Below are 13509 nucleotides of genomic sequence, written 5' to 3'. Positions count from 1 at the left end.
TCAGGCCACCTTCACGATCTTGTTGACGTAGATCCCGGGGGTCACGATGGCCTCCGGGTCCAGGCCGCCCGTCGGGACGATCTCGGAGACCTGGACGATGGTGTGTTTCGCGGCGGCCGCCATGATGGGGCCGAAGTTGCGGGCCGTCTTGCGGTAGACGAGGTTGCCCTTGCCGTCGGCCATGCGCGCCTTAATAAGGGCGACGTCGGCGCGGATCGGGGTCTCGAAGACCTGCCATTTGCCATCCAGGAAACGGGTTTCCTTGCCCTCGGCCAGCGTGGTGCCGTAGCCGGTGGGGGTGAAGAAGCCGCCAATCCGGGCGCCGGCGGCCCGGATCCGCTCGGCCAGGTTGCCCTGCGGGACGAGCTCAAGCTCGAGATCGCCGGCGCGGAACTTCGCGTCGAAGTGCCAGGAATCGGACTGCCGGGGGAAGGAGCAGATCATCTTCTTAACGCGGCCCTCCTTGATCAGCAGCGCGAGTCCCTGGTCGCCCTGGCCGGCGTTGTTGTTGACCACTGTCAGGTCTGTGGCCCCGCAGTCCATCAGGGCATCGATGAGTTCAAACGGCTGACCGGCGTTGCCGAAGCCTCCGATCATCACAGTGGAGCCGTCCTGGATGCCGGCGACGGCCTCGCCGACGGTGTCAATAAAATTCAACATGTACTAGCCCTTTACTGGTTTCGCCGACGGGTTATTCCCACGGGCGGCGGTGACGTTTTCGAGGACGACGGCGAGGCCTTGCCCGACGCCGATGCAGATCGCGGCAACACCCCAGCGTTCACCGGAACCCTGCAGGCTGCGGGCCAGGGTCCCCAGGATCCGGGTGCCGGAGGCGCCCAGCGGGTGGCCCATCGCGATCGCGCCGCCGTGCCGGTTCACGATGGCCGGGTCGATGCCCCAGGCGTTGATGCAGGCCAGGGACTGCGCGGCGAAGGCTTCGTTGAGTTCGACGGCGCCCACCTGGTCCCAGCCGATGCCGGCCTTCCCGAGGGCCTTGTTCGCGGCCTCGACCGGGGCGTAGCCGAAGAACTGCGGGTCGTTGGCGTGCGCGCCGCGGCCGGCGATCCGGGCCAGCGGGTCCAGGCCGAGCAGCCCGGCGGCGGCCTCACTGCCGAGCCACGCCGCGGAGGCGCCGTCGGACAGCGGCGAGGCGTTCCCGGCCGTGACGGTGCCGTTCTCGTCGCGGAACACGGTTTTGAGCCCGGCGAGCTTTTCCGCCGAGGAACCGGCGCGGATCCCCTCGTCACGGACCAGGTCCGTGCCGGGGACTGCCGTGACGAGGTTGTCGTAGAAGCCCTCGTCCCAGGCAGCCGCGGCGAGGTTGTGGGAGTTGGCCGAGAACTCGTCCTGCGCCTCACGGCTCACCCCGTACTTCTCCCGGAGCCGCTCGGTGGCCTCACCGAGGGATACGGTCCAGTCCGGCCGCAGCGCCTTGTTCACCAGCCGCCAGCCCAGCGTCGTGGAAACCAGGGGCATGTCCCCGGCCGGGTACGGCTTCTCGGTCTTGGGCAGCACCCAGGGTGCGCGGGACATGGACTCGACCCCGCCGACCAGCATCAGGTCCGCGTCCCCGGTGTTGATCTGCCGGGACGCGATGATCGCGGCGTCCAGCGATGAGCCGCACAGCCGGTTCACAGTGGTGCCCGGGATCGAGACCGGCAGCCCGGCCAGCAGGGTGCCCATCCGGGCGACGTTGCGGTTTTCCTCGCCCGCGCCGTTGGCGTTGCCGAACACCACCTCATCGATCCGTCCGGCGTCGAGCCCCGGGGCGCGCTTCACTGCTTCACCGATCACATGCGCGGCAAGATCGTCCGGCCGGACTGCGGCCAGTCCGCCGCCGAATTTGCCAAACGGGGTCCGCACGGCGTCATACACAAAAGCCTGATTCATAACCATTCCTATCAGTCCGTCGGGGAGTCCCAACTAGCTCGCACTTGGGGCCGTTTTGAGCGCTCAAAACGGCCCCTGCTGCCAGCTAGTTGGGTGGGGCGGCCGCTGCGCCGGGTTCAGCGTTGTCCATTGAATTGTCCATGGAATGGAACACCTGCTGCGCGGTCTTGAAGGCAGTGTTGGCGGACGGGACGCCGCAGTAGATGGCGGTCTGCAGCAGGATTTCCTTGATCTCGTCCCTACTCAGGCCGTTGGTGACGGCGGCGCGGATGTGCATGGCCAGTTCGTCCCAGTGGCCGTGCGCCACCATCGCCGTGATGGTGACGGCGGAGCGCATCTGCCGGCTGAGCCCGGGCCGGGTCCAGATCCCGCCCCAGGCGATCCGGGTGATCATGTCCTGGAAGTCCTCGGTGAAGGAATCCTTGTTGGCGTTGGCACGGTCAACGTGAGCGGCGCCCAGGACCTCGCGGCGGACCGTCATCCCGCCGTCGTAGATCTCCTGGCTGGTGGCGTCCGGCTGGACAACCCCGTTGCGCCCTGCGTCATTTTTTCCGGCGCCATTTTTCCCGGGGCCGGTCACTTGCCGGCTCCGCCGCGCTCGGCCCAGGCGATCAGGCTGCGAAGCAGTTCTGCGACATGGCCCGGGGCTTCGAAGGGTGCCAGGTGGGCCACCCCGGCCAGGGTCGCCGCGTTGGCGGTGCCCCCGCCGGCGGTGATGCCGGCGGCGATCTCTTCGGCGAACGACGGCGGGGCGACGGTGTCCTCGGCGCCGGCCAGCGCCTGGGTGGGGACCCGGATGCTCCCGAGTTCGCTGCGTACGTCGAAGCTGGCGAGGGCCTCGCAGCAGAAGGCATAGCTGAAGCGGTCCGCATCGCGCAGGGTGTGCAGCAGGCGGCTGCTGCGCTCGGGCTCGCGTTCCATGAAGCCGGGCGCGAACCAGCGCTGGGCGGAGCCCTCAATCATCACCGGGGTGCCCTGGGTCCGGACGGTCTGGGCCCGTTCCAGCCAGCCTTCCGGGGTGCCGATCTTCGCGCCGGTGCACTGCACGGACAGGCTCTTGAGCCGTTCGCCGTGCTTGATGCCCAACTGCAGGCCGGTGGCCCCGCCGAGGGAGACGCCCGCGTAGTGGAACCGTGAGCCGGGGGCGATCGAATCGACAAGCCCGATAACGGCTTCGGCCAGTTCGCCGACGGTGAAGGTCTCCGTGGCAACCGGTGAGATGCCGTGGCCGGGCAGGTCCCAGGCGACGACGTCAAGGTCGCCACCGAGCAGTGCGCCGGCTTGGCTCCAGAGCAGGGTGGAGGTTCCCAGGGACGGGCCCACCACGAGGAGGGGCCGCTCGCCGAGCTCGCGCACGGGCGAGAGCAGGGCGGCCTTGACTGTTGGTCTAACCACGGTTGGCGCCTTTCTCTTCAGTCGGTTTGGTCGGTTTGGTCGGTTCGTTCGGTTCAACAAGAGGCTGCACGAAGCCGGGCCAGGCCGCGAGGATCCGGCGCGATATTTCGGCGGCCTGGCCGAGGTAGCTGGCCGGGTCCAGCAGCTCTTCGATCCGCTGATCCGAAAGATGTTCAGACGGGACGGCCGCCCGGAGCAGCTTGCGGTAGGTGCCCGGCTGTTCGGCCAAGGGCACCTGCAGGGTCTGGTCCACCACGTCCTGAAGCCGGCGCCGGCCCTCGGCACCCAGGCGGGGTCCAACGGCGACGGTCACGGCCTCGGACAGCAGCAGCGGGCCGGACAGGTCGAGGTTCCGCCGCATCGCTGGCGGGAAGACCTGCAGACCTTCGGTTATTTCACGCAGCTGTTCGGCGGCGCCGAGGGCCAGGCGGAGCAGGGAACGCAGTGCGGGCCACTCACTGTGCCAGGCGCCATCGGCACGTTCGTCGTTGAAATTGGCCGCCGCCAGGTGCAGCTGGGCCGCCAGTGCCGGTGCCTGCAGCGCGGCGCTGCGCACCAGCACGGACAGCACCGGGTTCTGCTTTTGCGGCATGGCAGAGGAGCCGCCGCGTCCCGCGGACCGCGGCTCGGCTAGCTCCGCCACCTCGGGCCGGCTAAGGAACAAGACGTCGGCGGCGATCTTGCCCGCGGCGTCCGTCACGGCGGCCAGGGCGTCGCCGAGCGCCGTGACCGCGAGGCGGTTGGTGTGCCACGGCGCCGGGACCGCTGCCAGTCCCAACCGGGCGGCGAGGCGGTCGGCGAGGTCCAGGGGCGTCAGCGCAGAGTCTTCGGTGAGTACCGTGCCAGCGGCCAGGGTGCCGGCGGCTCCCCCGGTCTGCACGGGAAGCTCCAGGGCTTCGAGGCGGCTTGCTGCGGCGGCGAGCCCGTGGAACCATTGCGCTGCCTTCAACCCGAAGCTGAACGGCAGTGAATGCTGGGTCAGGCTCCGGCCCACGCAGAGGGTCTGCTGGTGCCGTTCCGCGAGGGCGGCGAGGGCCGCCGTCGAGCGCTTTACGTCGGTGAGCAGTTCCCGGACGGCTTCGGCTGCCAGCAGCATCAGGGCGGAGTCGAGCACATCCTGGCTGGTCAGCGAGGTATGCACGGCCCGCACGGCGCCGACGCCGGCCGTATCGAGGGCCGTGACCTGCCCGAGGAGGTCTGCGAGCAGCGGGATCACCGGGTTACCGCCGCCCCGGGCGCGGACGGCGATGCCGGCGACGTCGTACCGGTCAACGACGGCGGCATCCGCCACGACGGCCGCGGACCCGGCCGGGGCGAGGGATGCCTCTTCGAGGACCGCCGTCCAGCCGGCTTCGACCCGGAGAATAGCGCCGAGCACCGCCCGGTCCCCGGTCAGCGCCGCCACCCGGGGCGACGCCGAGACCGGGCTCAGCAGACCCAAGTCGCCGTCCCGGCCGGCGCCGCCGTCAATGTGCGGGGTCGTCACTTCGAGGTGTCCCCTGCGCTGTCGGCCCCGTCTCCGGATCCGTCGAAGTCGAGGAACACCGTCTCACCTTCGCCCTGCAGCCGGATGTCCCAGCTGAGGCCGCCGTCCGGGTCGCGCCGGGCGATCAGGGTCTGGCGGCGTTCCGGCTCGATCGAGGACAGCAGCGGGTCCGCGGCGAGGGCTTCCTCGTTCTCCGGCAGGTAGACCCGGGTGAAGAGCCGGTTCATTAGGCCGCGGGCGAAGACGACTACGGAGATGAACGGCGCCGCGCCGGGTTCGGTGGGGCCCGGGTTGACCGTGGTGAAGGTGAAGACCCCGGTGTTCCCCACAGCGCTGCGGCCGAAGCCGGTGAAGGTGTAGCTGTCGCGGACCAGGGAACCGGTGCGCTGCGGGACCTGGCCCTCGGCGTCGGCCTGCCAGATCTCCAGGATCGCGTCCGGGACGGGGTGGCCGGCGCCGTCATACACCGTGCCCTGCAGGCGGATGGAACCGGCAGAACCGGGCGCCAGCAGCTCGCGGTCCTTGGCGTAGGGCAGGGCGTAGCCGTAGAACGGGCCCACCGTCTGGCCGGGGGTGGGGGTCAATTTACTCATGGCGCTCCTATTCATTCTCATCGCCTTCTGCGCCCAAAGCTTCGTTTTCGGTCCAGGTCCGCTTGGAACCGGTCAGCACAATGTCCCAGTTGTAGGCCAGAGCCCATTCCGGCCTGGTCTGGTCATGGTTGTAGGTGGCAACCAGGCGGTCCCGCGCGTCCTGGTCCACGATCGACTGGTAGATCGGGTCCAGGGCGAAGAGCGCGTCGCCGGGGAAATACATCTGCGTGACGATCCGCTGGGTGAACTCCCGGCCGAACAAGGAGAAGTGGATGTGGGCCGGGCGCCAGGCGTTCAGGTGGTTCTTCCACGGGTAGGCGCCGGGCTTGATCGTGGTGAAGCTGTAGGACCCGTCGGCGCCGGTGATGCAGCGGCCGACGCCGGTGAAGTTCGGGTCGAGCGGGGCCGGGTGCTGGTCTCGTTTGTGGATATAGCGGCCGGAGGAGTTGGCCTGCCAGATTTCCACGAGTTGGCCCGCCACGGGACGGCCGTCGCCATCGAGCACGCGGCCGGAGACGAGGATCCTCTCGCCCAGGGGCTCGCCGTTGTGCGCGATGGTGAGGTCGGCTTCCAGCGCGTGCACGTCCATGTGCCCGAACGCGGGCGAGTACAGCTCAATGGTCTCCGGGTCCGCGTGCTGCAGGCTCTTGGTCGGGTGGCGCAGGACGCTGCTGCGGTACGGCGCGTAGTCCAGCCGGGGCTGGATTTCCGCCGGTGCGCCATTCCGGCGGGCCTGGGCGTAGGCCTCCCCGAGGGCTTTCATCTCATCGCTGAGGATCTGCTGCGATTCCGCGGCGGCGTCCAGGGCCGGAACAGTCTTTGCGGCGGCCTTGATTGGGGCCTCGGGCGCCGCGTCGGACACGTCTTCGGTGATCGGGTCCGCGTTGAAACTTTCAAGGTTGATTTCTTCAGGCACAGCAGCCTCCTTTCGTTGGGTTGGGCGGACGGTCCTGACCGGGTCCGGTCAGGCGGTGAGTTTCTGCTGGTGCAGGTGGTCGTACTGGACCGCGTGCCGGACCGGGGCGTTGGGCGCGGCGACGCTGTCCTCTACGAGACCCCCAACGAAGGGCTCTGCCCGGTTACTCATCCGCGTGGCTCCTTTGACATTGCACCCAACAGCCACGTTGAGAGCGGCCCGGGTGATGGGCATCACACTACCGCAGGTGTTCACCTATTGCACTAGTGTTCTTATTGCGAACACGAGTTGCCGGGGAGCCTAACTGCTAGGAAAGTAGCACGGTTTATAATCGTCTGCCCGCGGGCGGGCCAGTGCGTCCGGCCGGGCGTTCCGGGGTTGAGCCGTGCGATGGCCGTCGACAGGATGGCGGCGAATCCGCACCACCCGGCATAGGGCGCCAGGGCGACGCCGGCGCGGCGGTTCAAATGGTAAGTCCGCCGCACCAGGTCCGCAATGCTCGCCGCCAGAACCGCCACTCGGCCGCGGCAAGCCACGGCCGGCGGGAGCGCCAGAAAAGCCAGCTCCACCCCGCATTGAGAACGAGATTTGCGGCGAGGGCTCCTTGATACGCACGGATCTGCCGCCGGCCGTCTTGTCGGACGGGAGCATCGCCTGCCTCCTGGCTGTCCAGCGCGACGGCGGAACTCACGGCGAGGTCCGCGTACAGGGCGGTCCACACGACCGGAAAGGCAAGCGCCGGTGGTTGCCAGTCCGGCTTGCGCAGCCGCCGGTACCAACTGCTGTCCGGATCCGTCGCCACGCCGCCGGCGGCTGCCGTGGCCGCCGTCGCGGCAGCAGTCCACACTACTGTCGACAGCTTCATCGTTGATCCTCTGGTCGTGTCGTATTCCGGCCGGCACCCAGGACAGCAGCCAGGTCGTAGCGCACCGGTTCCTCAAGTTGGGCGTAGGTGCAGGAGCCGGGCTCCCGGTCCGGGCGCCAGCGGACAAACTGGGTGGTGTGACGGAACCGTTCGCCCTCCATATGGTCATACTTCACTTCCACCACCCGCTCCGGGCGCAGCGGCGCAAAGCTCAGATCCTTGCCCCCGCTCCATCGGCTTCCCTCGGATCTGCGCGGCGTGCGGGCCCCCTCCTCCTGCTTGGCCCACGCCCATGGGTGCTCCGAGAAGTCGGTGACCAGCGGCTGGAGTTCCTCGAACAGTTCCTTGCGGCGCTGCATCGGAAAGGCGCCCACCACGCCCACGTTGGCGAGGACACCGGCGCCGTCGTACAGCCCCAACAGCAGCGAACCGATCCGATCCGGGCCGGAGGTGTGCACCCGGTAGCCGGCGAGGACGCAGTCAGCGGTACGCTCGTGCTTGATCTTGAACATCGTGCGCTTGTCCGGCTGATAGCTGGAGTCGAGTGCCTTGGCAACGATTCCGTCCAGGCCGGCTCCCTCGAACTGCCGGAACCACTGCGCCGCGATGTCCCGGTCGCTGGTCGCCGCCGTCAGATGTACCGGCGCAATGCTTCCCCCGAGGGCCCGCGCCAGGGCCGCGCGGCGCTCTTCGAACGGCCGGGCGGTTAAATCCTCCTCGTCGAGGGCCAGAAGGTCGAAGGCGACGAAGCTCGCGGGGGTTTGCTCGGCGAGCAGGCGGACGCGGCTCGCGGCGGGGTGGATCCGCTGCTGAAGCCCATCGAAGTCCAGCCGGTCCCCCGTGGCCCCGACCAGGATGATCTCGCCGTCCACCACGCAACGGGGCGGGAGGTTCCGCTTCAGGGACTCCACCAGTTCCGGGAAGTAACGGGTCAGCGGTTTGCCGTTGCGGCTGCCGATCTCCACCTCGTCGCCGTCGCGGAAGATGATGGAACGGAAACCGTCCCACTTGGGCTCAAAACTCATCGGCCCGTCCGGCAGGGCACTCACGGCCTTCGCCAGCATCGGCGCGATCGGGGGCATCAGCGGCAGTCGCATAAGCCCCATTCTGGCGCGGCCTGGCCCCCGCGTCGATCCCCCCGCCGATCCCCCCCGCCCGCCGGGTGGCCTGAACACCGGCCGGGGCGGAAAACTAACGCACCGCTTACCGGGCGGAAACGCGGCGGCAACATTCGCACCGGACACTGGAAGTGCCGGCGAGCGCAGGCACCAGCTCCAGCCCAGGAGACCCGTCATGTTGAAGGAAGCCCAAGCCCAAGTCACCCGGGTCCGTGCCCTCGACCAGCTGCACCGCGGCGACGAGATCGAAGCCCGGCTCCGCGTCGGACCGAACTACGACGATGTGGTGATCCGCCGCGGCAGCGTCCAGGAAACCGCGCCAGGAATCGGCGTCGTCTGGATCCTGGACCGGCAATCGGGCTCGCGCAAGGCCGTCAACACGGACGAGTGCAGCCTGTGGCGGATGGCCTAAGCAGCTAGCCGCCGGCGACGGACTGGATGATCAGGACCTCCTGGCCCGGCGTCACCTCGGTGCCGAGCCCCTGCAGGCGCCGGATCTCGTTTCCGCTGACGTAGATATTCACGTAGCGGCGGACGGCTCCGGTCTCGTCCCGCAGGCGTCTGGACAATGCAGGCAGGTCCCCGGTCACCGTATCCAGCAGCCACCGGACCGTGACGGGCCCGTCAGCGGGCGCAGTCAAGACGGACTGCCCGCCGGCCAGGGGTGTCAGGACACTGGGAAGGAGCACGCTGATCTCAGGCAAAAGGATGCCTTACGCCGACGCCGCGGCGGCTGAGCGCTCCGCAGCGGGCACTTCCGTGCCGGTGACTGCCGCGACCCGGACGCACAACACGTCCGGCAGGTGGGAGGCCACCTCGGAGAAGTGCTCGCCCTCGTCGGCGCTGGCGTAGACGCTGCCGCCGCGGGTGCCGAAATAGACCCCGGCGGGTTCGGCTGTATCGACGCAGGCCGCGTCACGGAGGACCACGTTGAACTCCGCCTGCGGCAGCCCGGCGTCCAGCCGTCTCCAGCTCGCGCCCGCGTCGTCGGTCCGGTGAACGGCAAGCTTTCCGTCCGGCGGGATCCGTTCGCCGTCGGCCTTCAGCGGGATGACCCACGCCGTGCCCGCACGGCGCGGATGCGTCAACATGACGAAACCGAAATCCGCGGGCAGCCCTTCAGCGATTGACTCCCAGTGCTCGGCGTCGTCGTCGCTGCGGTACACGCCGTGGTGGTTCTGCGCATACAAACGGCCGTCGACGACGGCGTCGGCCGCGATCTTATGGACGCACTGGCCGAATTCCGGGAAGGGGTCGGGGTTGAAACGGGCGGAGATCCCCTTGTTCCGCGGCTCCCAGGACGTGCCGCCGTCGAGTGAGCGGTAGACGCCGCCGGTACTCATCGCTACGTGCACCTTGTCGCCGTCGGGGTTAACGACGATCGAATGTGCCGCGGCCCCGCCGTAGCCCGCACCCCATTCGCTGCGGTGCGGGTGGTCCCACAGGCCGCGGTTGAGCTCGAAGTGCTCGCCGCCGTCTGTCGATTTCCACACCGAAATCGGCTCGCAGCCGGCCCAGACGACGCCGGGCCGGGATTCCGCATCGGGGTGGAGCTGCCAAACGCGCTCCAACGCGGCATCGGTCTCCTCAGGGAAACGGATCGCGCCGTTCTCCGGCTCGGTCCACGTCTCGCCGAGATCGTCGGAGTGGAAAACGGTTGGCCCCCAGTGCTCGGACCGGACCCCGACAAGGATCCGCGTCCGTCCCTCGCGCGTATCAATGCCGATGCTGGGGATCTCGCTCATCAGGAAATGCGGGCCGGACAGGGACCAGTCTTGGCGGTCCGGGCTGCTGGCCAGCCAAAGGCCCTTCTTGGTGCCGATCGCCAGGACATAACTTTCTGGGGTAGTCATGCCCTACATGCAACCACCGCGGCCACGAGGCCGCAATGGTTTTCCGGGACCCAGTGCGGTCGGGCACGCAGGCGGCTCTCGGCCGGCCGGGCGTGCGGGCGTCCGGCTGCCCGGGAGTCCGGCTGCCGGGGCGGCCCGGGCGGCCCGGCTTCGCCCGATTTCACGCCGCGTGCGCTCCGGGAAAATAAAGCGAAAGAAGTTATTCGAGGTGCTGGCGGATGGTCCTTGCCGCCACGTATTGTTGAAGTCGTAGGCGGGAAACCTCCTACCCCATAGCTGCTCCGGAGTGCGTATCCCCCAATAACGCACTCCGGAGCTCTTTAATTTCCGGTCCGGCCGTGGATACCCCCGGAGGGTACTTGCGTTATACCCCCCGTGGGTATATCTTGGAGGGTATGAACGAGTCCGAAGCCTCCCTCACGTCACCCCCGGACGACGCGCCGCGCCCGCAGCACGGCTATTCCGCCAACAAGGACGCCTACCTCAAGCGGCTCAAACGGATCGAAGGACAGGTCCGCGGTATTGCCCGGATGGTCGATGAGGACAAGTACTGCATCGACATCCTCACCCAGGTCGCGGCCGTCACCAAAGCCCTGCACGCCGTCAGCCTCGGGCTGGTCGAAGAGCACATCGGCCACTGCGTGGTGGGAGCGGCCGCGGAGCCGGACCCGGAGCGTCGGGCCGAAGCCATCGACTTCAAAGTCAAAGAGGCCACCGATGCCATCGGACGCCTGCTGCGGTAGCGGCAACACCACCCATCCCACCGGCGGGCTGATGAACCAACGCCGGTCCCCCATCAAGGAGCAAGCCATGAATACCATTTCCACCACCGTTGAGGTATCCGGCATGACCTGCGGGCACTGCGTATCCTCTGTGTCCGAGGAACTTGAAGCGCTGGCCGGCGTCGAAAGCGTCGACGTCGACCTCAACGCCGGCGGGGTCTCCACCGTGACCATCACCTCCGAGGCGACACTCTCGCCCGCCGAAATCGGTGAAGCTGTGGCCGAGGCCGGCTACCTCGTAGTCGCCAACGAGGCCTGAGCAGGACTTCGCAGGGCAGGACTTAACCATGCAGGACCGAGGGGAATCGACCATGAGCAACGCCCAACAACTGCTGGACCAGCCCGATGGCAGGGTGGTTGAACTCGACATCGAAGGCATGACCTGTGCCTCCTGCGTGGGCCGGGTCGAACGGAAACTCGGCAAGCTCGACGGGGTGCACGCCCTGGTCAACCTTCCGCTGGAATCCGCCCGGGTCACCGTCCCGGCCAACATCACGGACGAGCAAATCACTGCCACGGTGAAAGCCGCCGGCTATAAGGCAACGGTGAGGACCCCGGGGAACTCCGCCGGCACCGCCGGCCCGCCGGCCGGAAACCCGGCGGCGACGCTGAAGACCAGGCTGGTAGCCGCGGCCATCCTCACCGTCCCGGTCTTCCTGATCTCGATGTTTCCGGCTCTCCAGTTCCCGCACTGGGGCTGGGCGGCCGGCATCCTGGCGTTGCCGGTGGTCAGCTGGGCCGCCTGGCCGTTCCACCGCGCCGCCGCCGTGAACGCCCGGCACCTGGCGTCCACCATGGACACGCTGGTGTCGATCGGCGTCTCGGCAGCCTACGTCTTTTCCGCCTGGCAGCTCCTGGCTGATCCCCGCCTCACCGAACATCCGGGCATGGAGGGCATGGGGTCCGGCGGCCTGTACTTCGAGGTCGCCGCCGTCGTCACCACGTTCCTGCTGCTGGGCCGGTACCTGGAAGCCAACGCCAAGCAGAAGGCCGGCGACGCGCTCAAGACCCTGCTGGATCTCGGCGCCAAGGATGCGACCGTGCTCCAGGACGGGCTCGAGTTCAAGGTTCCCGCGGACCGGCTCAAGGCCGGCGACGTCGTCGTCGTCCGCCCCGGCGAGAAGATCGCCACCGACGGGGTGGTGCTTGAGGGCTCCTCCGCCGTCGACGCGTCACTGGTGACCGGGGAGTCCGTGCCCGTCGAGGTGGGTCCAGGCAGTACGGTCACGGGCGCCACAATCAACACCTCGGGGCGGCTTCTGGTCCGTGCGACCCGGGTCGGCGCCGACACCACCCTGGCGCAGATGGGCCGGTTGGTCTCCCAGGCACAGTCCGGCAAGGCACCGATCGCGCGGCTAGCGGACCGGATCAGCGCCGTCTTCGTTCCGGTGGTGCTGGTCCTCGCCGCGGTCACGTTCGGCGCGTGGCTGCTGGCAGCCGGTCCCGCCGTCAGCGCCGCCGAGGTACGGGCCGCCTTCACCGCCGCCGTGGCCGTCCTGGTCATTGCCTGCCCGTGCGCCCTGGGCCTGGCCACGCCGGTCGGGTTGCTCGCCGGCACCGGCCGCGGCGCCCAGCTGGGACTCCTGATCAGGGGTCCCCAGGTGCTGGAGGACACCCGCACCGTGGACACGATCCTGCTGGACAAGACAGGCACCGTCACCACGGGCCACCTTGCCGTCACCGGCACCCGCGCGTTCGCCCCGTTCGGCGAGGACAACGTCCTACGGCTCGCCGGAGCGGCGGAAGCCGCCTCAGAGCACCCCATCGCCCGGGCCATCGCGGCAGCCGCGCTGGCCGCGGAACACGGGGCCGACGACGGCGCGCCGTTGCCCGCCGTCGTCGGCTTCCACTCGGCCCCGGGCGGCGGCGTCCGCGGCAGCGTCGAAGGCCGCGACGTCGCGGTGGGCCGATCCGGCTGGCTGCAGGAGAACGGCGTGGCCGTCTCCGGCCCGCAGCAGTCCGCCCTTGCAGCCGCCGAGGACGCCGGAGCCACCGCGATCTGGGTGGCTGTGGACGGGGAGCCGGCCGGTATCATCAGCCTGCGCGACACCGTGAAGCCCGGCTCGGCCGCGGCCATCGCCCGGCTCCGGGAACTGGGGCTGCGGCCCATCCTGCTCACCGGCGACAACGCCGCCGTGGCCCGCCAGGTTGCCGCCGCAGTCGGCATCGCACCCGAAGACGTCTTCGCGGGCGTGTTGCCCGAAGGCAAGGTGGAAGCCGTCCGGGCACTGCAGGCCGGTGGCGCCACGGTGGCGATGGCAGGGGACGGCGTGAACGACGCCGCGGCACTGGCGCAGGCGGATCTGGGCATCGCGATGGGCTCCGGCACCGACGTCGCCATCGAAGCCGCGGACCTGACCGTGATGGGCGACGGGCTGGGGCAGGTGGCCCAGGCAATCGAGCTGTCCCGCCGCACCCTCGCCACGATCAAGACGAACCTTTTCTGGGCCTTCTTCTACAACGCGGTCGGGATTCCGGTGGCTGCACTGGGCCTGCTCAACCCGATGATCGCCGGTGCCGCGATGGCGGCGAGCTCCGTGCTGGTGGTGGCCAACTCGCTGCGGCTGCGCAGCTTCGGCAAGTAAGCCCCCCGCCTAGCCGGGTTGGGGGG

The 13509-nt window shown here is 68.9% G+C and carries 15 protein-coding genes and 1 pseudogene; 4 read left to right on the top strand and 12 right to left on the bottom strand.

Going from position 1 to position 13509, the window contains the following annotated elements; translation table 11 throughout:
* The 10 genes and pseudogenes from ABIB14_RS08070 to ABIB14_RS08025 all read right to left on the bottom strand — a co-directional run bounded on the left by ABIB14_RS08070 (window position 1) and on the right by ABIB14_RS08025 (window position 8242).
* Window positions 1-660, bottom strand: a complete 660-nt coding sequence (locus ABIB14_RS08070) for a 3-oxoacid CoA-transferase subunit A (protein ID WP_354235358.1) — start codon at window positions 658-660, stop codon at window positions 1-3.
* Window positions 661-663: 3 nt separating this feature from the next.
* On the bottom strand, window positions 664-1890 hold the full coding sequence (locus ABIB14_RS08065) for a thiolase family protein (protein WP_354235357.1): 1227 nt from the start codon (window positions 1888-1890) through the stop codon (window positions 664-666).
* Between the two features lie 85 nt (window positions 1891-1975).
* Window positions 1976-2470 (bottom strand): 4-carboxymuconolactone decarboxylase, encoded by a 495-nt coding sequence (pcaC, locus tag ABIB14_RS08060; protein WP_354235356.1) that lies wholly within the window; start codon window positions 2468-2470, stop codon window positions 1976-1978.
* Window positions 2467-3285: an alpha/beta fold hydrolase gene (locus ABIB14_RS08055; RefSeq protein ID WP_354235355.1), complete on the bottom strand. Its 819-nt coding sequence runs from the start codon at window positions 3283-3285 to the stop codon at window positions 2467-2469. The genes pcaC and ABIB14_RS08055 overlap by 4 nt, the downstream gene beginning before the upstream one ends.
* The gene (locus tag ABIB14_RS08050) at window positions 3278-4771 is read right to left on the bottom strand and encodes a lyase family protein (protein ID WP_354235354.1); all 1494 of its coding nucleotides are present in this window, start codon (window positions 4769-4771) and stop codon (window positions 3278-3280) included. Before ABIB14_RS08050 ends, ABIB14_RS08055 begins: the two co-directional genes overlap by 8 nt.
* Window positions 4768-5364, bottom strand: a complete 597-nt coding sequence (gene pcaG, locus ABIB14_RS08045; protein WP_354235353.1) for a protocatechuate 3,4-dioxygenase subunit alpha — start codon at window positions 5362-5364, stop codon at window positions 4768-4770. The genes ABIB14_RS08050 and pcaG overlap by 4 nt, the downstream gene beginning before the upstream one ends.
* A gap of 7 nt (window positions 5365-5371) precedes the next feature.
* Entirely contained in the window at window positions 5372-6280 is a 909-nt protein-coding gene (gene pcaH / locus ABIB14_RS08040; RefSeq protein WP_354235352.1) for a protocatechuate 3,4-dioxygenase subunit beta, read from the bottom strand.
* Between the two features lie 48 nt (window positions 6281-6328).
* A complete protein-coding gene (locus tag ABIB14_RS08035) occupies window positions 6329-6451 on the bottom strand; it encodes a hypothetical protein (RefSeq protein WP_354235351.1) in 123 nt (40 codons plus the stop codon).
* Between the two features lie 101 nt (window positions 6452-6552).
* Window positions 6553-7145: pseudogene (locus tag ABIB14_RS08030) on the bottom strand (TspO/MBR family protein).
* The gene (locus ABIB14_RS08025) at window positions 7142-8242 is read right to left on the bottom strand and encodes an ATP-dependent DNA ligase (protein ID WP_354235350.1); all 1101 of its coding nucleotides are present in this window, start codon (window positions 8240-8242) and stop codon (window positions 7142-7144) included. Before ABIB14_RS08025 ends, ABIB14_RS08030 begins: the two are co-directional and overlap by 4 nt.
* A 196-nt stretch (window positions 8243-8438) precedes the next feature.
* Here ABIB14_RS08025 and ABIB14_RS08020 point away from each other — a divergent pair, with 196 nt between their 5' ends.
* Entirely contained in the window at window positions 8439-8675 is a 237-nt protein-coding gene (locus tag ABIB14_RS08020; RefSeq protein WP_354235349.1) for a hypothetical protein, read from the top strand.
* Between the two features lie 4 nt (window positions 8676-8679).
* Here the strand turns inward: ABIB14_RS08020 and ABIB14_RS08015 are convergent, their stop codons facing one another.
* Together ABIB14_RS08015 and ABIB14_RS08010 are read right to left on the bottom strand one after the other, a co-directional pair.
* A complete protein-coding gene (locus ABIB14_RS08015) occupies window positions 8680-8967 on the bottom strand; it encodes a MoaD/ThiS family protein (protein ID WP_354235348.1) in 288 nt (95 codons plus the stop codon).
* Between the two features lie 9 nt (window positions 8968-8976).
* Entirely contained in the window at window positions 8977-10116 is a 1140-nt protein-coding gene (locus tag ABIB14_RS08010) for a WD40/YVTN/BNR-like repeat-containing protein (protein WP_354235347.1), read from the bottom strand.
* Between the two features lie 395 nt (window positions 10117-10511).
* Between ABIB14_RS08010 and ABIB14_RS08005 the strand changes: the two genes are divergently transcribed.
* From ABIB14_RS08005 to ABIB14_RS07995, 3 genes are all read left to right on the top strand, one after another.
* Complete coding sequence (locus tag ABIB14_RS08005) at window positions 10512-10859, top strand: metal-sensitive transcriptional regulator (protein ID WP_354235346.1); 348 nt, start codon at window positions 10512-10514, stop codon at window positions 10857-10859.
* Between the two features lie 67 nt (window positions 10860-10926).
* Window positions 10927-11157: a heavy-metal-associated domain-containing protein gene (locus tag ABIB14_RS08000; RefSeq protein ID WP_354235345.1), complete on the top strand. Its 231-nt coding sequence runs from the start codon at window positions 10927-10929 to the stop codon at window positions 11155-11157.
* Window positions 11158-11209: 52 nt separating this feature from the next.
* Window positions 11210-13483, top strand: a complete 2274-nt coding sequence (locus tag ABIB14_RS07995; RefSeq protein WP_354235344.1) for a heavy metal translocating P-type ATPase — start codon at window positions 11210-11212, stop codon at window positions 13481-13483.
* Window positions 13484-13509: the final 26 nt, after the last annotated feature.

This window comes from Arthrobacter sp. UYEF3, assembly GCF_040546245.1.
GTDB lineage: Bacteria > Actinomycetota > Actinomycetes > Actinomycetales > Micrococcaceae > Arthrobacter.
This window is presented reverse-complemented; position numbering and strand designations above follow the sequence as displayed.